At 62.2% G+C, this 18,234-nt stretch carries 13 protein-coding genes, 1 other RNA gene and 1 pseudogene; 11 read left to right on the top strand and 4 right to left on the bottom strand.

Annotated features, from left to right (window positions below; genetic code table 11):
- Window positions 1-90 precede the first annotated feature (90 nt).
- The gene (locus LPC22_RS03225; protein ID WP_229132043.1) at window positions 91-2,316 is read right to left on the bottom strand and encodes a transglycosylase domain-containing protein; all 2,226 of its coding nucleotides are present in this window, start codon (window positions 2,314-2,316) and stop codon (window positions 91-93) included.
- A gap of 194 nt (window positions 2,317-2,510) precedes the next feature.
- Here LPC22_RS03225 and LPC22_RS03220 point away from each other — a divergent pair, with 194 nt between their 5' ends.
- Window positions 2,511-3,653, top strand: coding sequence for an inositol-3-phosphate synthase (locus LPC22_RS03220; protein ID WP_024626959.1), 1,143 nt, complete (start codon window positions 2,511-2,513; stop codon window positions 3,651-3,653).
- A 251-nt stretch (window positions 3,654-3,904) separates the two neighbouring features.
- Here the strand turns inward: LPC22_RS03220 and glf are convergent, their stop codons facing one another.
- Entirely contained in the window at window positions 3,905-5,083 is a 1,179-nt protein-coding gene (glf, locus tag LPC22_RS03215) for a UDP-galactopyranose mutase (RefSeq protein ID WP_229132041.1), read from the bottom strand.
- Window positions 5,084-5,318: 235 nt separating this feature from the next.
- On the opposite strand from glf, the gene ffs reads away from it, so the two are divergent.
- From ffs to LPC22_RS03190, 5 genes and pseudogenes are all read left to right on the top strand, one after another.
- An RNA gene (gene ffs, locus LPC22_RS03210) (signal recognition particle sRNA small type) lies at window positions 5,319-5,409 on the top strand.
- A 98-nt stretch (window positions 5,410-5,507) separates the two neighbouring features.
- Entirely contained in the window at window positions 5,508-6,527 is a 1,020-nt protein-coding gene (locus LPC22_RS03205; protein ID WP_229132038.1) for a phosphatase PAP2 family protein, read from the top strand.
- Between the two features lie 149 nt (window positions 6,528-6,676).
- Window positions 6,677-9,523 carry a type I DNA topoisomerase gene (gene topA, locus LPC22_RS03200; protein WP_229132036.1) on the top strand — a complete coding sequence of 949 codons (2,847 nt, stop codon included), beginning with the start codon at window positions 6,677-6,679 and terminating at the stop codon, window positions 9,521-9,523.
- Window positions 9,520-10,173, top strand: a pseudogene (gene tmk / locus LPC22_RS03195) (dTMP kinase); the annotation flags it as partial. The gene topA and the pseudogene tmk, both read left to right, overlap by 4 nt.
- 302 nt (window positions 10,174-10,475) lie before the next feature.
- Entirely contained in the window at window positions 10,476-11,636 is a 1,161-nt protein-coding gene (locus LPC22_RS03190; protein ID WP_045924934.1) for a DNA polymerase III subunit delta', read from the top strand.
- Window positions 11,637-11,655: 19 nt separating this feature from the next.
- Here LPC22_RS03190 and LPC22_RS03185 read toward each other — a convergent pair whose 3' ends face one another.
- Together LPC22_RS03185 and LPC22_RS03180 are read right to left on the bottom strand one after the other, a co-directional pair.
- Window positions 11,656-12,714 carry a LacI family DNA-binding transcriptional regulator gene (locus tag LPC22_RS03185; protein ID WP_229132035.1) on the bottom strand — a complete coding sequence of 353 codons (1,059 nt, stop codon included), beginning with the start codon at window positions 12,712-12,714 and terminating at the stop codon, window positions 11,656-11,658.
- Between the two features lie 51 nt (window positions 12,715-12,765).
- Window positions 12,766-13,032: an HPr family phosphocarrier protein gene (locus LPC22_RS03180; RefSeq protein WP_229132033.1), complete on the bottom strand. Its 267-nt coding sequence runs from the start codon at window positions 13,030-13,032 to the stop codon at window positions 12,766-12,768.
- A gap of 233 nt (window positions 13,033-13,265) precedes the next feature.
- On the opposite strand from LPC22_RS03180, the gene ptsP reads away from it, so the two are divergent.
- From ptsP to LPC22_RS03155, 5 genes are all read left to right on the top strand, one after another.
- The gene (gene ptsP / locus LPC22_RS03175) at window positions 13,266-14,915 is read left to right on the top strand and encodes a phosphoenolpyruvate--protein phosphotransferase (RefSeq protein ID WP_229132030.1); all 1,650 of its coding nucleotides are present in this window, start codon (window positions 13,266-13,268) and stop codon (window positions 14,913-14,915) included.
- A 77-nt stretch (window positions 14,916-14,992) separates the two neighbouring features.
- Window positions 14,993-15,439 carry a PTS sugar transporter subunit IIA gene (locus tag LPC22_RS03170; RefSeq protein WP_121914979.1) on the top strand — a complete coding sequence of 149 codons (447 nt, stop codon included), beginning with the start codon at window positions 14,993-14,995 and terminating at the stop codon, window positions 15,437-15,439.
- Between the two features lie 42 nt (window positions 15,440-15,481).
- Entirely contained in the window at window positions 15,482-15,754 is a 273-nt protein-coding gene (locus LPC22_RS03165) for a PTS sugar transporter subunit IIB (protein WP_024626949.1), read from the top strand.
- Window positions 15,755-15,842: 88 nt separating this feature from the next.
- On the top strand, window positions 15,843-17,390 hold the full coding sequence (ulaA, locus tag LPC22_RS03160) for a PTS ascorbate transporter subunit IIC (protein ID WP_229132022.1): 1,548 nt from the start codon (window positions 15,843-15,845) through the stop codon (window positions 17,388-17,390).
- A 206-nt stretch (window positions 17,391-17,596) separates the two neighbouring features.
- Window positions 17,597-18,169, top strand: a complete 573-nt coding sequence (locus LPC22_RS03155) for a YbhB/YbcL family Raf kinase inhibitor-like protein (protein ID WP_024626947.1) — start codon at window positions 17,597-17,599, stop codon at window positions 18,167-18,169.
- The last annotated feature ends 65 nt before the right edge of the window (window positions 18,170-18,234 follow it).

The raw sequence follows: 18,234 nt of genomic DNA, 5'->3' as shown, positions 1-18,234 counted from the left end.
CATGGGGGTAAGCACAACCCCCGGCCAGCCTTACGGTCCGATCCGAACGCAACTGATTCGTTCGGATCGGACCGGTTTGTCATGATCGGTTTACTGCTGGGATGACTCTGACTCGGAGTTGCCCTCGGTGGTTCCGCTGTTGCCGCCCTCGGCCCCGCCCCCATTGCCTGAACCCGAGCCGCTGCCGGCTCCTGACTCTTCCTGCGGGATGGTCTGCTGCTGGGTGCGTTGCTGAGGTGCGTATCCGTAGTTGTAGTTGCGCTTGGGCGTATAGGAGTAGCTCTGCTTGTACCCGGTGCCCCAGCTGCCGTCCGGTCCGCCGATCTTGCCATGGTCCTCGGCCGCGGGGAACCGCTCCACCGGGCTGTTACCCAGGGCCGACTTCATGTACTGGGTGAACAGCTGGACCGGATAGAACTCATTCTGATAGACATCAGGCACCTTGAGGGCACTGCCATCCTGTCCTTGGTTCCAGACGGCGAAGGTGGTCAGAAGCGAGGGGGTGAATCCGATGAAGGAGATGGCTGTCTGGTCGTTGGCTGTACCTGTCTTGCCGGCGATGGGCCGGCCCAGGGAACGCGCGTAAGAGGCGGTGCCGTACTGAACCGTGGTGGTCATGGCCTTCTGCAGCAGGGCGACCTGGTCGGCATTGAAGACCTGGTCCGACTGGATGGCCGCGGTGTAGAGCTCCTGATCCTTGGCGTCCTTGACCTGGGCCACCAAATGCAGCAGGGGTCGCTTGCCTCCGTTGGCCAGAGTGGCGTAGCCCTGGGTCACGTCATAGACCGAAAGAGCGTCCAGACCCAGAGTGTCGAAGGTGGTCGTGTCGTCGATCTTGCCGGTAATGCCGGCCGTGTGGGCCAGCTGGGCCGTCTTCTGCGAGGTGACGTGCTCGCCCAGATCCATGAATACCGTATTGACCGAGTTGGCGAAGGCCGAGTAGAGGTTGATGTACCCGTAGCTGACCTGCCCGGCGTTGGCAACGGATTTGCCCACACTGGAGAAGGTGCGTGGAGAGTTGCCGTTGAAGACCGTGTTGAGGCTGACCCCATCCTGGATGGCTCCTAACAGGGTGTAGGCCTTCATGGTCGAACCCACTTGGAAGGTGGCCTGGTCCACATTGTTGAGCTGGTGGGTCAGATAATCGTCCCCCGCATACAAAGAGATGATGGCACCGGTCTTGGGGTCGACCGAGAGTCCTCCGGTCTGCAGGGTGGGTGGCTGGTGCTTGTTGCCGGTGGTTGGACTGGCCACCTGGAACATCAGATCCTGTTTGTCTTTCTGAATGGTGGTGATGATCCGGTAGCCGCCCGTGTCCAGGTCGTCTGCGGTGAAGGGGGCCTTTTTGCCGGAGGACAACTCGTTGCGGACCATACGCAGCAGGTAGCCGTTGGGTCCCTGGTAGACGTTCTCCGGCGAGTACTTGATGGTCTGCGGCATCTGGGCGCCGACCCGGTCCTTATGGCTGATGTAGTGGTCCTCCTCCATGATGCCCAGCACCCGGTGAAAGCGCGATTCGGCCTGCTTGGGGTTGATCGCCGGATCCCAGGAGGCCGGGGCGGGGATGATGCCGGCCAGCATGGCCGACTCGGGCATGGTCAGGTCCTTGGCGTCCTTGCCGAAGTAATTCTGGGCGGCGGCCTGGATCCCGTAGGCGCCGCGGCCGAAGTAGATGGTGTTCATATAGTTGCACAGGACCGTGTCCTTATTCTCGGTCCTGGAGATCTTCAGGGAGAGGATGGCCTCGCGCAGCTTGCCCTTGTATGAGGTGGTCTCGCCCAGATAGTAGCGCTCGGCGTACTGCTGGGTGATGGTGGATCCGCCCTGCCGGGTGCCCTTGGTCACGTTGTTGAGCAGGGCTCGGCCGATGCCCTTGAGGTCGATGCCGTTGTCCTTATAGAAGGAACGGTTCTCCGAGGCGACCACCGCATTGCCCACATACTTGGGAAGGACCGTGCAGTCGATGATTTCGCGATTCTGGTCGGCGTAGGTTCCGATGGGGGTGGTGCCGTCCGCATAGTAGACCGTGGTCTTTTGCGCCAGGGCCTGCTTCTCCGGTGGGATGATCTCGGTGGTCAGATACAGGTAGGCGAAGGCCGCCGCCCCGGCGACCAGCACCAGTCCCAACAGGGCCAGGATCCACTTAAGCACACGATGTGACTTGCGACGTCGTCCCCGGCGGGGTCCGTTACCCCGGGGGTTCCGGTCGGCATGCCGCGAGGTGGGGATGTCGGTGCGATTGCCGCCCCCGCGCGACCCGGACTGGGCCCTGCGGGTGGGCGAGGTCGAACTGACTGAACGAGTCTGATTGGCCATGCCAACCACGCTATCCGGCAGGGCTGAAAACTGTTCGACCTAGGGCTGAACGTTCATCATTTTCGTACGTTTGTGCCCTCCCTGGAGGTCTGTCCTGCCAGCTGGCACGCATATGAGGCTCTATTCCACCATGCAATCCACCGGGAGAAGGTATGCTTAGGTTGGAAATAACTCAGTAAATCAGAGGAGTTTGTATGAGCATCCGTGTAGCTATAGCGGGCGTGGGCAACTGCGCTTCCTCGCTGGTACAGGGAGTCGAATATTACAAGGACGCCAAGGATGATGACAAGATCCCCGGCATCATGCACGCCAACTTCGGAGGCTACCGCATTCGTGACGTGGAGTTCGTGACCGCCTTCGACGTGGATTCCCTCAAGGTCGGCAAGGACCTGAGCGAGGCCATTTTCGCCTCGCAGAACAACACCTACAAGTTCTGCGACGTTCCCAACAAGGGCGTGGAGGTCCTGCGCGGGCCGACCGGCGATGGACTGGGCGAGTACTACAGCAAGATGATCACCGAGTCGGATGCCGAGCCCGTGGATGTGGCCCAGGTTCTGCGTGACAAGAAGGTCGACGTGCTGGTCTCCTACCTGCCCGTCGGCTCTGAGCAGGCTGACAAGGCCTACGCGACCGCCGCCATCGAGGCCGGGTGCGCCTTCGTCAACTGCCTGCCTGTCTTCATCGCCTCCGACCCCGAGTGGGCCCAGAAGTTCCGCGATGCCGGCCTGCCCATCGTGGGCGACGACATCAAGAGCCAGGTTGGCGCTACCATCACCCACAGGGTCATGGCTCGTCTCTTCGAGGATCGCGGCGTGCGCCTGGACCGCACCTACCAGCTGAACGTGGGCGGCAACATGGACTTCATGAACATGCTGCAGCGCTCTCGTCTGGAGTCCAAGAAGGTTTCCAAGACCCGTGCGGTCACCTCCATCGTTCCTCACGATATGGATCCCCACAACGTCCACATCGGGCCCTCCGACTATGTGGCCTGGCTGGATGATCGCAAGCTGGCCTTTGTGCGCCTGGAGGGCACCACCTTCGGTGATGTCCCGCTGAATCTGGAGTACAAGCTGGAGGTCTGGGATTCGCCGAACTCGGCCGGCATCGTCATCGATGCCCTGCGTGCCGCCAAGATCGCCCTGGACCGCCATCTGGCCGGCCCTGTGCTGGCGCCCAGCTCCTACTTCATGAAGTCCCCCGCTGTCCAGCATGAAGACAACGAGGCCCGCCAGCTGGTCGAAGATTACATCGCCGGCAAGGTGGAGGGCGACGAGAGCGCCCTGGATGCCGATGTCAAGGCCGCCAAGGAGAACGGCAAGGACGTCTGGCACGCCTGAGCCTGCAGATTCTGCCTGATTGATGTCTGGCGCGCCTCTTCCAAGGTTGCCCCGGAGGCATGAATGGCAGATGCTTGGTCTGGAAAGAGGCCGGTCGCTTTTCATAGGCGGTCGGCCTCTTTGTATTCTGACCGGAACAGTGGCTTCGGATTTGCTTGCTCAACCTGACGCTGGACTCTTCAGTCCCAGGCTCCCTTCAAGAATTCCCTCTGAATTGCCCCTGGAAGATCGTCAGGAGCGCAATCAGGGTTTCAGTCTTTGGTATGGCCTACCAGGGGAGCGATCCGCTTGTCCCAGGCATCCAGGGCTGAATTGATGACCTGGTGCATGTCGTAGTAGGCGTAGGTACCCAAGCGGCCGCCGAAGACCACTTTCGGCTGCTGAGCGGCCAGCTGCTTGTACTGGGCGTAGAGGGCGCGGTCATCGCCCGTGTTGATGGGGTAGTAGGGTTCGTCGCCCTTACCGGCGAATCGGCTGTACTCCTCCCAGACCACGGTGCGCTCATGGTTCTGCCGGTCGTAGCGCTCGGGGTTGAAGTTCTTGAACTCGATGGCGCGGGTGTAGGGCACGTCAGGATCCGAGAAGTTCATGACCGGGCAGCCGAAATGGTCGTCCTCGTCATAGCGGCGCTCCTTGAAGTCCACGGTCCGCCACTTGAGTTCGCCCAGGCGGTAGTCGAAGTAGCGGTCGACCGGGCCCGTGTAGACCACGGGGACCTGCCCCACCAGAGCATCCCGGTTCCAGGGCTGGGAGTCGTCGAAGAAGTCAGTCTTCAGGCTCACCTGGATGCGCGGATCGTCGATCATTCGCTCGAACCAGGCCGTGTAGCCGTCCTTGGGCAGGCCCTCCCAGGTGTCCTTGAAGTAATGGTTGTCGTAGTTGAATCGCACCGGCAGCCGCTTGATGATGGAGGCGGGCAGCTGGGAGGGGTCGGTCTGCCACTGCTTGGCCGTGTAGTTCTTGATGAAGGCCTCATAGAGGGGGCGGCCGATCAGGCTGATCCCCTGGTCGTTCAGGTTGCCCGGGTCGGTTCCGGCAAGTTCGCCAGCCTGCTCCCGGATCAGTTCCCGAGCCTGCTGGGGGGTGTAGTGGGCGTGGAAGAACTGGTTGATGGTGCCCAGGTTTATGGGTAGGGGATAGACCTCGCCCTTGTGGGTGGTGTAGACCCGATGGGTGTAGTCGGTGAACTCGGTGAAGCGATTGACGTACTCCCAGACCTTGCGGTTGGAGGTGTGGAAGAGGTGTGCACCGTACTTGTGAATTTCGGCCCCGGTCTCCTCGTCCATGTAGGAGTAAGCGTTGCCGCCGATGTGGTCGCGCACGTCGATGACCCGCACCCGGGCTCCACTGTGCTCGACCGCCTGCTGGGCCACGGTCAGGCCAAACAAGCCAGCGCCTACAATCACCAAATCAGCATCCATGTCGGCCATTCGCCTTCAGCCACCCATCCCTTGTCGCTGTGATGCCGGGTGCCTATTGTCTGTTGTCAGGGTCCGGCATGATCCGTGATCAACCGCTGGAGTACGGCGATCCTGTTGTTTACATGCTAGCGGACGGGCCTGGTTGGGGAAACGGCGGGCGGTGATGTCGACTCAATGCGCACCTGGCATGGAGGGCTCGGTGCTTTTCAGTGGACAAGTGGAGTCTGTCTGCTATCATGGTGACTTGCTCTCACGTGGCGTTATGTCACCCAATCCCCCCAGGGCAGGAATGCAGCAAGGGTAAGTGGCCTCTGGCGGGTGCGTGGGAGTTTTTCATAGATGTCCTGCCTGGGTTGGTTGCAGTCGTGAAAACAACGCGTTCGTCGGACCAGGTGTCGGCTGTCGACCCAGGGGTTGGTTAGAGTCTTGAGGTATGACCAACAAGCACAAGCAGGGCGAAGCACAGGAAGCCTGGTACCGGGCTCCGAATGAGCAAACCGAAGCGGACGGCAGCCATGTTGACCGGGATCCTTTGACGTCTCGCCCCCGGATTTCAGCCTTGGTTCTGTGCCTGGTCGCTGGCCTGGCCTGTCTGGGTCTGGCGGCTCTGGTCTGGTGGGCAGCTGTGTGGACTGTGCCCGGGCAGACCTATGATGACATGGCCCTGACCAACTTCCGCGGTTTCCTTGATCAGACGCCCCTTCTCGAGGCTTACCTGGGACTGTTCGCCATGCCTTATGTGACTGTGGTGATCTGCGTGGTGCTGGGCCTTGTAGCCCTGGCGGTTGTTCTGGTCAGGCGCCGGTGGTGGCTGCTTGGACAAATTGCCGTTTATGCTCTGGTGGTCTACGGGGCGGCGCGTATACTCAAGCGCTTCCTGCCTCGCCCGGTGTTGATCCATTCTCAGGCTTCCACAGCCAATTCTGCCCCCTCAGGTCACACCATCCTGGCTCTGGCGGTGGTCCTGGCCCTGCTCTGTGTGGTGCCGCGTGTTTGGAAGGCTCCGGTCACCTTAGTGGGGTTCGCCTTTGACCTGTCTGTGGGCTGCTCGCTGGTGCAGGGAGGTTGGCACCGACCCTCAGACGTGGTCATGGGCATGCTTATTCCGGTCGGTCTCTGTCTTATTGCTCTGGCCGTCACTCGTGGCACCGGGATGGACGTTCCTGGAACCAGGATGTCCTCGGCTTCGATCCAGATTGTCGCCACCTTGATGCTGGTAGCAGGGTTCCTGGGGATGCTCTATGCCTGCTATATCATTTGGCAGGTCAGCCCTGGCCTGGAGATCGGCGCCCGGTGGACGGCCTACGGGGTTCATTGCTCGGCCGTCATAATGATGGCCTCCCTTCTGTCGCTGACCTTGGGGCTGGTTTTGGCGCTGAGGCAGATTACGGCCTCGCCACTTACCAGAATGGGCCTTGTCGGTCGGCCCCCGGCTCCTCCTCAAAATGACTGAAGTCAGTCGCTGAGCATACTGAACGTCTCTGATTCATCCACCATGGACCCCAGGGATCCACACCCATGCACAATGACCCCTTGATTTGCATGGTGACGGAACCTCGTGAGTAAGATGGCGTGCGAAAGACCACAATATAAGGAGAGGCCATGGCATCCGGCAATAAGCTCGTCATTGTTGAGTCGCCAACCAAGGCAAAGAAGATCGGCGGGTACCTGGGCAAGGGCTACACGGTCATGGCCTCGGTGGGCCATATCCGCGACCTGGCCCAGCCATCGCAGGTCCCGGCCTCCCAGAAGAAGGCCTACGGCAAGTTCGGCGTAGACGTGAACGATGGTTTCAAGCCTTACTACATCGTGGATGATAAGAAGAAGCACACGGTGTCCGAGCTCAAGAAGGCGCTGAAGAACGCCGACGAGCTCTATCTGGCCACTGATGAGGATCGCGAGGGGGAGGCCATCGCCTGGCATCTGGTGCAGACCCTCAAACCCAAGGTGCCGGTAAAGCGTATGGTCTTTCATGAGATCACTCCAGAGGCCATCAAGGATTCGCTCAAGCACACCAGGGACGTGGATGCCCACATGGTCGATGCCCAGGAGACCCGCAGGGTCCTGGATCGGCTCTATGGCTATGAGCTTTCACCGGTGCTCTGGCGCAAGGTGGGTCCGGGGCTGAGCGCCGGGCGTGTCCAGTCTGTGGCGACTCGGCTGATTGTGGAGCGTGAGCGTGAGCGCATGGCCTTTGTCAAGGCCTCCTACTGGGACCTGCTGGCGCGCCTGGTGCAGGAGGATGCAGGGGAATCGGCATCGTCAGGCGGTTTTCAGGCGCGGATGATCAGCCTGGGGGAGCAACGGCTGGCGGTCTCCAAAGACTTCACCTCCAAGGGCCAGCTGACGCAGGCTGCAGTCAAGGAGCAGGTCCTGCAGCTGGACGAGCAGCACGCCCGAAGCCTGGCTGAGACGCTGAAGAATCAGGACTTCACGGTGACGGGTATGGAGACCAAGCCCTACCGGCGGCGTCCCCAGCCCCCCTTCACCACGTCTACCCTGCAGCAGACGGCAGGCAACCGACTGGGCATGAGTTCCCGAGCCACCATGCGTGCTGCCCAGGGGCTCTATGAGAACGGGTTCATCACCTACATGCGTACCGATTCGGTCACCCTCTCCCAGGAGGCCATTGCTGCTGCCCGCAAGGGGGTCGAGCGTGAGTACGGGGCCGAATATCTGTCGGCCGAGTCCAAGCAGTATGTAACCAAGACTGCCGGCGCCCAGGAGGCCCACGAATGCATCCGGCCAGCCGGTTCCACCTTCCACAGGCCTCAGGAGCTGGCCGACCGTCTGGCCCCTGACCAGCTCAAGCTCTACACCCTGATCTGGCGGCGCACTCTGGCCTCGCAGATGGCCGATGCCACCGGGTCCACAGCCACTATCCGCCTATCGGCGCAGGCCGGCAAGGAGGGCACAGTCCTCTTCCAGGCTTCAGGCACCGTCATCAAGTTCCCTGGCTTCCTCAAAGCCATGGGTTCAGGCTCTGAACAGACTGATGAGGATTCTTCCCTGCCTCCGGTCCAGCAGGGGGACGTGCTTCGTGCCGCCTCCCTAGAACCTGAGGGGCATGAAACCCAGCCGCCTGCACGTTACACCGAGGCCTCCCTGGTCAAGACCCTGGAGGCCAAGGAGATCGGCAGGCCTTCCACCTATGCCAGCATCATCTCGACCATCATCGATCGCGGATACGTCTACGAGCGCGGCCGTGCCCTGATCCCTTCCTGGCTGGCCTTTTCGGTAGTCAGGTTGCTGGAGACCAATTTCCCCAAGTATGTGGACTATCAATTCACGGCGCAGATGGAGAACGGCCTGGATATGATCGCCCATGGCAAGGAGCGAGGCAAGGACTGGCTGACCCGGTTCTACTTCGGCTCGGGCCCTGGCGCCGCTCAGAACGCTGACCAGGCCCATCAGGGCTTGCAGGAGCAGGTGGCCCAGTTGGGAGACATCGACGCTCGCAAGATCAACACCATCGAGATAGGCGATGGCCTGCAGGTGAGGGTCGGCCGCTACGGTCCCTACCTTGAGGATACGGCCGACTTGGATGCCGACGGCAACCCCAAGCGGGCTTCGTTGCCACCAACCATGGCTCCGGACGAGCTGACTGTGGCAGCGGGCCATGAACTTATCGCTGCCAATGCTGGCGGTCCCCGTCAGCTGGGCAAGGATCCGGAGACCGGCGGTCGGGTTGAGGTGCGCAAGGGTCGATTCGGGCCCTATGTGGCCCTGATCAGCCCAGAAGAGGAAGCGGCCGAACAGAAGAAACCTGCCGCTAAGACTGCAAGGACGGCCAAGCGAACAGGTCCTAAGCCCAAGATGGCTTCGCTCTTCAAAACCATGGATCCAGACACGGTCACCCTGGAGGATGCTCTAAAGCTGCTCAGCCTGCCCAGGACAGTGGGCAGCATCGAGCTGACCGATGCCAAGACGGGAGCAACCAGCCAGGCCACCGTCACAGCCAGCAACGGCCGCTATGGCCCCTACCTGACGGCCACCAAAGCCGACGGCGGCACTGAGACGCGTTCGCTGACCGACGAGGATCAGATTTTCACCATTGACCAGTCCGGGGCCAAGGCCCTCTTCGACCAGCCCAAGTACGGACGGCGTTCCCGGAGCGCGGCCAAGCCTCCTCTTCGTGAGCTGGGTACGGACCCTGACAGCGGCAAACCCGTCACCATCAAGGACGGATTCTACGGTGTCTACATCACCGACGGGCAGACCAACAGGACCCTGCCCAAGCAGTACACGGCCCAGTCCATCGAACCGGAGGTGGCCTTCCGTCTGCTGGCAGAGAAGCGTGCGGCCGGACCCACAAAGCGGCGCGGCCGGACCACTCGCAAGTCGACCGCACGAAAGTCGACTGCCCGCAAGTCGGCTACTCGCGCCCGCAAAACCACTAAGAAGGCCAAGGCCGCCAAGACTTCCAAGAGTACGGAGCATCAGGCATGAGTGATGGTTTGTTCATTTCCTTCGAAGGTGTGGATGGGGCAGGCAAAACCACCCAGGTTCAACGAGCACACGACTATCTGCAGGAGTGCGGACTGCGATCCCAAGTCACCCGCGAACCAGGCGGCACCCCTGTCGGATTGACCATTCGGGAACTCGTTCTGCATGGCTTGGCTGCTTTTCCCTCGGTTGCCGTGACCGGTGGCACTGATGTGGTTGATGCCTCCGACGATCTGGCCCCCAGGACCGAGGCCCTGCTCTATGCAGCGGATCGGGCCGAGCATGTGGCCCAGGTGGTGCGTCCGGCTCTGGATCGCGGAGACATTGTGCTCTGCGACCGCTACCTGGATTCCTCAGTGGCCTATCAGGCCGGAGGCCGTGATCTGTCGGCGGACGTGATTCGTCGGCTGAGCCTGTGGGCCAGTCAGGGTTTGTTGCCCAAGCGCACCTACCTGCTGGATGCGGATCCGTCTCAGTCCAAGTCACGTCTGGATCATGAACCCGATCGGCTGGAGTCGGCTGGCGACGACTTCCAGCAGCATGTGCGTCAGGCATTCCTGCAACTGGCTCAGAGGGAGCCTGACCGGTTCCTGGTTATCGACGCCACCCAGTCCATCGACCAGGTCTGGCAGGTCATCCAAGATGATTTGGACAAGCTGATTGAGGGCCGCGAGCCTGATCTGCCACAGGTCGATGATGAAAATGATGATGCCGATGCTCAGGACGATGCCGACGATGACGAATCGACTGCAGGATATGAGGACGACGGGCAGGATGCCGAGTCGGACTGGACTGAGGCTGCGGATAGGTCCGATCAGGCACCGGAGGCTGATGACGAGCAGGACGATCAGTCCATGGACGCGGAAACAGTCGGCGGTGATGCTGACGACGATTCGATTCCTGCGGATTCCCCGGCTCGCTGGCTGCTCCGGTCCCGCCTCCTGCGGAAGACCCGATGAGCGTCTGGGATGCCATTGTGGGCCAGCAGCCCACGGTCGATCTGCTCAAGCGGACGGTGGCCGCTCAGGCGCAGGGTCATGACGAGGTGGCGCAGTCCTGGCTGATCTGCGGCCCTCCTGGATCAGGACGCTCCAATCTGGCCCGGGCTTTCGCGGCGGCCCTGATCAGTCCGGATCAGGGCCTGAGCGACCAACCCACCCGCGTCACTCAGCAGGTCCTGGCAGGAACCCATCCGGATGTGACCATACTGTCCACCAACAAGGTCACTATCGGCATCAACGAGGTCAGGGAGCTGATCATGACCTCGGAGCAGATGCCTTCAACCTCGCGTTGGCGGGTCATCATCATTGAAGACGTGGACCGGATGCTGGAGCGGACCACCAATGTGCTGCTCAAGGAGATCGAGGAGCCGGCTGAGCACACTATCTGGCTCCTATGTGCACCCAGCGCCCAGGATGTGCTGCCCACCATTCGCTCGCGAACCAGGGTGCTCAATCTGGCGGTGCCGTCCAACACTGCTGTGGCCGATTTCCTGACCGACCAGGTGGGTGTGGACCGGCCTCTGGCCGCCAAGGCCGCCCGTCTGGCTCAGGGACACATCGGCATCGCCCGTCTCTATGCCACCAAGGATCAGGTTCTGGCCGACCGTGATGAGCTGGTGGTAGGTCTGCTGGGTCTGCGGCGTGCCTCGGATGCCGTGGTCCTGGCTGGTCGGGTGGTTGATGCGGCCCGTGATCAGGCCACTGCCACCGTAGACGACGAGGTGGCCAGGGACGAGCGGGAGTTTCGGCAGATCAACGGGCTCAGGGACAAGGAGCGCATTCCCCGGCAGCTGCGCGGGGCCTACCACGCCTTGGGGGGCAAGGATCAGGTCCGTCGGCGGGTCACCAGGCTGACCCGGGATGTGCTGGACCGCAATCTGAGCACCCTGGCCAGCGTCTACCGTGATGTGGGCGTCCTGCAGAACGGTGCCGAGGAGAAGGCTGGCTTGGTCAATCTGGAGAATCGGGCGGCAATTGCCGATCTGTCCGTCAGACTCTCCAGGCAGGGGGCTATCGACCGCATTCAGCTGATCGCCCGGGCTCGCAGGAGGCTGGCTGCCAACGGTTCGCCGCTCCTGGACTTCGAGGCTCTTTTCTGCACCCTGCTGGTCTGAGTGCAAACCCAAGGGTTCATCAGGCGAAAGTGCCTGGCGAGGTCATGTCGCTGCTGCCGATCCTTGGCGACCAGGTCGATTCCCTGCACTCCAGTGCCGGCGGCAGAGCCACGTGGGATGGCAGAATGGACTGTCCCTTGGCGTCGATCAGCCGCAGGGCCTCCTGGACGATGCCCTCCAGGGGGGTCTTGACTGCGGTCAAGGTCGGACTGCTGACCAGGCAGGCCGGACTGTCCACGAAGGCGGCCACCTTGACTTGGTCGGGAACCCGGAAGCCCAGTTGGTTGCAGGCCATCAGAGCGCCCAGAGCCAGCGAGTCATCCCCGCAGATGATGGCATCGGGACGGTCGTTTCCCCCGCTGAGCATGGTTATGACGGCGTCGTGGCCGCGCTGCATGCTGCATGGACCGAACTGGACCCAGTCCGGCTGAGGAGTCATTCCCAAGGTGTTGGTCAGGGTGGAGAAGGTCGTGAAGAGCTCGGTGGCAGCGCTGGTGCTCAGTTCGCGGCTCAGATAGGCCACAGCGTGCGCGTTCTGTTCTGCCAGGTGGGCGATGATCAGCCGCATGGAGGCGGCCTGGTCCGTGCCGACCCAGCTGGTGTGGTAGGAGACCGGCCTGCCGCCGACCTGAACAATGGGCAGCCCGGATGGCAGGTCGGCGGGCATGCCGACCGGATCGTCGTCCGGCGAAGGAACGACGATGATTCCTTCGACCTGTCGGGCCGCCATGGATCTGATGGCCGCCTCGCGCTCCTGGTCGCCCCTGACGGATATGACCAGCAGGTAGCGACCCTGTTCGGTCAGCCTTCTGCTGAGCAGATCCAGGATGGACCCGTCTAGGCCTGCGGAGGTGCCGCACAGAACCAGCCCTATGGTTCTGCTACGGTCCGAGCGGAGCGCGCTGGCAGCAAAGTTGGCCGAATAGTTGAGCTTCTCGGCCGCGGCTCTGACCCTGCGACTGATGTCGTCATTCTTGCGTCTGTGGCCGGAAAGGACGCGGGACACAGTCGCCGTGGAAACTCCGGCCAGAGCTGCGACGTTGGCGATGGAAGGCTTATTGTCCGCCGTGTGTCCCATTGGTTCCCTCGAAGATCTCTCCGCGGATGTCGGTTGCAGCTGGCGGCGGGGTTACTCGGCCTGGGTCAGCTTGGTGACCAAGGAATCGGCCACGGACTCGGCCTCGTCGCCGTCGACGGTCACAGTGACCTTGTCGCCCTTGGCGATGCCCAGGCTCATGACCATCAGAATGCTGCCGGCGTCCACGGGATCGCCCTCGCCCTTGGCTATGGTGACCTTGCATCCGCTGGATGCAGCGGCCTGCGAGAACTCCGAAGCGGGCCTGGCGTGAATGCCGACCGGGTCGGTGATGACGGTGGAACGTTGTGCTGTTGCCATGATGACCAGCTCTCCTGAAGATATGGCCGATCCTGTCGAACCGGCATGTCGAGTGATGAATACGCTGGTTATCTTACCACCGTCAACAAGGAATTACAGAAAACGATTACCGTTGAAAAACAAATGGATTTGTGTATACTGAACATCGTTGCTTAAAGAACGTTTCCACCGCCGTTGTGGAGCTTGCCTCAAGGGCGGCCTGCACGCAGTGGCCAGGCACTAAGGAGTGCGACATGGAGATCCAAGGCGTGGGCATTGGCCGCGGCGTTGCCGTTGGCCCGGTTATCCATATGGCGGCCGGACTGGATGTGCCCGGTGATGAGACTAGGCCTGAGAATCTGACGGCGGATGCTGAATTCAGCAGGGTCGAATCCGCCCTGGCATCGGTCAACAGGGATCTGCTTGCGCGCGCCAAGGCCGCTCAGGATGGGCAGGGGGCCAAGGATGCCGCTCCGATACTGACTGCTCTGGCGCAGATGGCCCAGGATCCGGCCCTGAAAACCTCGATCCGATCCCTGCTGGACGGTGGCAAGACCGCCGAGCGATCCGTCTATGAGGCCTTTGCCGACTTCGAGGGAAAGCTCCAGGCCATCGGCGGCTACATGGGGGAGCGGGCCAACGATCTGCATGATGTTGGCCAGCGTGTCATCGCCAATCTGCTCGGCGTGCCGGCCCCTGGCGTGCCGGAAAGCGACAAGCCATTCGTCCTGGTCGCCCCTGACCTGTCTCCGGCCGACACTTCCAGCTTGGACATGACCAAGGTGCTGGCCATCGTCACCATCGAGGGCGGTCCGACCAGCCACACCGCCATCCTGGCCAGGTCCCGGGGAATCGTCGCCGTCGTGGGCGCCCAGGATGCCGCCGGCCTGTCCGACGGACAGACGGTCATCGTCGATGCCGCGGCCGGCAAGGTGACGGCCGACCCCACCCAGGAACAGATCGAAAAGGCTGAGCAGGCCCGTCGTGAAGCGGATCAGGCCAAGGCTTTGCGGGGCCATCCCGGCCAGCTCAAGGATGGAACCAGAATCCCCCTCCTGGCCAATGTCGGCAAGCCTGCGGATGCTGATCCGGCCCTGGAGTATGGAGCCGAGGGGGTTGGACTCTTCCGCTCGGAGTTCCTCTTCCTGGGCAATGAGCAGGCGCCCGGCGTCGAGGAGCAGGCCAAGGCCTACCGTGCTCTTCTTGAGCGCTTCCCGGGCCGCAAGGTGGTCATTCGCCTGCTGGATGCCGGTGCCGACAAGCCTCTTCCCTTCCTGACCCAGGCCGACGAGCCCAATCCTGCCCTGGGGCTGCGTGGTCTGCGCACGCTGAAGGTCCACAGCCAGGTCCTGGAGGATCAGCTGGAGGCCCTGGCCCGGGCCGATGCCGAGACCGATGCTGACCTGTGGGTCATGGCGCCCATGGTCGCTGACGAGCACGAGGCCGACTACTTCGTCCGTCTGGGCAAGAGCAAGGGGCTCAAGCGCGTAGGCGTCATGGCCGAGGTTCCTTCGATTGCACTGATGGCCGACAAGGTGGCCAAGGTGGCCGACTTCGTCAGCATCGGCACCAACGACCTGACCCAATACACGCTGGCCGCTGACCGCACGCTGGGTTCGGTCGCCTCCTATCAGACCGCCTGGCATCCTGCCGTCTTGAGGGCCATCAAGCTCATCGCTGATGCCGGTCAGGCCAATAACATGCCTGTCGGAGTCTGCGGCGAGGCTGCTGCCGATCCGGACCTGGCCGTAGTTTTGGCCGGCATCGGCGTGACCAGCCTGTCCATGACTCCGGTCGCCCTGGATGATGTGCGCGCCGAACTGGCCAAGCACACCATGGACGAGGCCAAGGCGCTGGCCGCCAGGGCTCTGGACGGTGAGTTCTATCATCCCCAGGGGTGGTGAGCAGTCGGCCGGATCCACGCGAATCCACCGGATCCGGTGCAATCGAGCAAGTCAAACAGCACGAGCAAGGAGCAGACATGACGGATTTCCAAGCCTTCCTTCCCGACACATCCTTTGCCCTGGATGTGCCGGCGACTGACTGGCGGGATGCCATCCGCAAGGCGGGCGACAGGCTGGTGGCCTCCGGGTTCACCACCGATGCCTACACGGACCAGATGATCGAGACCGTCGAGAAGATGGGTCCCTACATCGTCATCGCCCCAGGTCTGGCTCTGGCCCATTCCCGCCCCAGCGAGGCGGTACTGGGAACCGGCCTGAGCTGGGTAAGGCTGTCCACGCCTGTCGAGTTCGGCAACAAGGCCAATGATCCGGTCTCCCTGGTGATCGGTCTGGCCGGACGGGATGAGCAGGAGCACCTGCAGGTGATGTCCGCCATCGCCGGTGCTCTGACCGACGCGAAGAAGACCCAGCAGCTGGCCAAGGCCGGCACCCCTGACGAGGTCCGCGCCATTCTTCAATCGTGAACAAGAAGCAGTAAAAGCAAACAAGGAACAAAGGAGCAACTCATGGATATTCTCTGCGTATGCGGCAACGGCATCGGCACCTCGGTCCTGCTCAAGGTCAACGTCGAGCAGGTGGCGTCGGAGCTGGGCATGGACGTGACCGTGACCACCTCCGACGCGGGCAGCGCCAAGGGCACGGCCAACATGAACGACCTGGTGCTGACCTCGCCCCAGCTGGCGCCCGAGCTGGAGGGGACCACCACCCCGGTCGAGACCGTCCAGAACTTCATGGACAAGGACGAGATCAAGGGCATTCTGGAGCAGTACGCCGACTGATGCCCCCGGCGGGCATTCATCATCGCCAGGCCGATGGGATGCCCGCTCTTTCGCGGTAAGAACAAGAGAGAAATAGTAAGGACAAATGATGAATGTCTTCCTTGCGGTGCTGAACTTCATCAGCCAGGAGATTCTGAATGTGCCCGCCTACCTGATCGGCATTGTGGCGGCCATCGGCCTGATCGCCCTGAAACGGAGCGCAGGCCAGGTCATCTCGGGTGCCCTCAAGGCGGCCATGGGCTATCTGATTCTGGGTGCCGGCGCCACTGTGGTGACCAACGCCCTGGATCCCTTCGGCAAGCTGGTCTTCAAGGCCACTGGCGCCCACGGGGTCGTCCCCACCAACGAGGTGATCGTGGCCCAGGCCTCCAGCCAATTCGGCGCAGCCTCCGCCTACATCATCGTGCTCAGCTTCATCGTCATGATCCTGTTGGCACGGTTCACCCCGCTCAAGTACGTCTTCCTGACCGGCCACCATATGGTCTTCATGTCCACCCTGCTGGCTCTGGTCCTTTCGATCGGGTTCGGCAAGGGCAACAACCTGCTCATCGTGCTGATCGGCTCCCTGCTCATGGGCGTGATCATGGTGGCCATGCCAGCCTTCGCCCAGCCATACATGAACCGGGTGACCGGCAGCGACAAGCTGTCCATCGGCCACTTCAACACCTTGGGCTACGTGGTCTCGGGCGCGGTCGGCAGCGCTGTGGGCAAGAAGTCGCGTTCCACCGAGGACATCGACTTCCCCAAGGGCCTGAGCTTCCTGCGTGACTCCATGGTCTCCACCACCCTGCTCATGGTCGTCCTCTACCTGGTCTTCGCTGTCTGGACCGCCATTGTGGTGCCGGCCAAGGCCGCCTTCGCCGTCTTCCCATCACACCCGGCCAACTGGGGAGCCTTCTTCATGGCCGCCTTCGCCCAGGCCTTGCAGTTCGGCATCGGCGTGAGCATCATCCTCTACGGCGTTCGCATCATCTTGGGCGAGCTGGTGCCCGCCTTCCAGGGCATCGCCAACAAGGTGGTCCCCGGCGCCCGTCCTGCTCTGGACATCCCCATTGTCTTCCCCTACGGTGCCAATGCATCCCTGATCGGCTTCCTGTCCTCCTTCGCCGGTGGTCTGGTGGCTCTGGTCATCATCGCGGTCTGGCTTGGGCCCGTCTGGGGTCTGGCCCTGATCCTGCCGGGCATGGTGCCCCACTTCTTCGATGGCGGCGGTGCCGGTGTCTTCGGCAATGCGACCGGCGGCCGTATCGGGGCTGTGGTCGGCGGCTTCATCAATGGTCTGCTGATCACCTTCCTGCCGGCCATCCTGATGACGGTTCTGGGCAGCTTCGGCCTGTCCAACGCCACCTTCGGCGATGCGGACTTCGCCTGGTACGGCACCGTGGTCGGCAAGCTGGCCCAGTTGGGTATCCCTGCCGGGGCCGTGGTCCTGGTGATCCTGGCTGTAGTGATCTTCGCCCTGGCCTGGATCTGGCAGGTCAAGGTGGTCAACACCGGATGGATGCCTGCCACCAAGCATGCTGAGTTCATCGCCAGTGTCGAGGCTGAAGAGAAGGAGGCCAAGGCTCAGGCTCGTGCAGCCGCCAAGGCCGCCCGTGCCCAGGCCAAGGCCACCGAGGCTGCCAAGGCCGAATAGGCATGTGCAAGCGCGCCCTACAAGCGCCAGGAGAAAGGTCCTGTTGACTCCTTTCTCCAGTCCAACCCAGAGCCGCCCGGATCATTTCCACTTGGAAGGGTCCGGGCGGCTCTTCCACTTTTTGCGCAGGTTGGTGTGCTTGACCATCTCAAATATCTTCCACGGATGAACTTGACCCCGTCACTGGAGCGGGCGAGAATCGAACCATGAGGATTATCACAGATTTCGGCACCATTCCCGATCGGTACGCCAAGCGCGCCCCGCAGTCCCTCACGCGCAAGGGACGTCCTGTAGTCTCCTTCCCCTTCCGGCTTGAGGATGTACCGCGGGAGGCTCGCTATCTGCATTGGATGCTGGTGGATCCTGATTCCGTGCCCGTGTGCGGTTTCCCATGGATCCACTGGTCACTGGCCAACCTGCCCATCGAGGCCTTGCATGCCCTGCAGCCTGAGGGAAACGAAAGCACCGTTCTGGCGATTCCGGAGGACTTCTCAAGAAATCTGCCCAATCTGATCCCCGGCGTGCCCCAGGGCCGGACATCGGCTGCCTCACCCTTGGTCATGGAGGAGGAGATCGCCGACGATCCTGCCGTGCTCATGCGCTACAACGGCCCCACCCCTCCCGATCGGGTTCACGACTATGTGCTGTCGGTCTGGGCCACAAAGGAGGCTCTGCCGAATCTGGAGGAGGGATTCTGGCTGAACGCCCTGGTTCATGCCGTTCATTCCGCCCAACCTGTGGTCGCGGCGGCCCGTGCTTGGCTGCCAGCTGATGCCTGAGAGCCTGGCTTAACTGACGCATCTGCTGGTATTGGGACGGTCTAGCACTAGAGTGAGGCCATGCC

The organism is Bifidobacterium mizhiense (genome assembly GCF_020884755.1).
In the GTDB taxonomy this organism is placed as follows: domain Bacteria; phylum Actinomycetota; class Actinomycetes; order Actinomycetales; family Bifidobacteriaceae; genus Bombiscardovia; species Bombiscardovia mizhiensis.
The sequence above is the reverse complement of the archived record's forward strand: the minus strand, read 5'-3'. Positions and strand labels throughout refer to the sequence as shown.

Bases quoted from the DNA above. Each gene is read 5' to 3' on its own strand.
- topA (WP_229132036.1), top strand. From the start codon at position 6,677: ATGGCATCCGGCAATAAGCTCGTCATTGTTGAGTCGCCAACCAAGGCA.
- LPC22_RS03190 (WP_045924934.1), top strand. From the start codon at position 10,476: ATGAGCGTCTGGGATGCCATTGTGGGCCAGCAGCCCACGGTCGATCTG.
- LPC22_RS03180 (WP_229132033.1), bottom strand. From the start codon at position 13,032: ATGGCAACAGCACAACGTTCCACCGTCATCACCGACCCGGTCGGCATT.
- LPC22_RS03205 (WP_229132038.1), top strand. From the start codon at position 5,508: ATGACCAACAAGCACAAGCAGGGCGAAGCACAGGAAGCCTGGTACCGG.
- LPC22_RS03185 (WP_229132035.1), bottom strand. From the start codon at position 12,714: ATGGGACACACGGCGGACAATAAGCCTTCCATCGCCAACGTCGCAGCT.
- glf (WP_229132041.1), bottom strand. From the start codon at position 5,083: ATGGCCGACATGGATGCTGATTTGGTGATTGTAGGCGCTGGCTTGTTT.
- LPC22_RS03220 (WP_024626959.1), top strand. From the start codon at position 2,511: ATGAGCATCCGTGTAGCTATAGCGGGCGTGGGCAACTGCGCTTCCTCG.
- LPC22_RS03170 (WP_121914979.1), top strand. From the start codon at position 14,993: ATGACGGATTTCCAAGCCTTCCTTCCCGACACATCCTTTGCCCTGGAT.
- ptsP (WP_229132030.1), top strand. From the start codon at position 13,266: ATGGAGATCCAAGGCGTGGGCATTGGCCGCGGCGTTGCCGTTGGCCCG.
- LPC22_RS03165 (WP_024626949.1), top strand. From the start codon at position 15,482: ATGGATATTCTCTGCGTATGCGGCAACGGCATCGGCACCTCGGTCCTG.
- ulaA (WP_229132022.1), top strand. From the start codon at position 15,843: ATGAATGTCTTCCTTGCGGTGCTGAACTTCATCAGCCAGGAGATTCTG.
- LPC22_RS03225 (WP_229132043.1), bottom strand. From the start codon at position 2,316: ATGGCCAATCAGACTCGTTCAGTCAGTTCGACCTCGCCCACCCGCAGG.
- LPC22_RS03155 (WP_024626947.1), top strand. From the start codon at position 17,597: ATGAGGATTATCACAGATTTCGGCACCATTCCCGATCGGTACGCCAAG.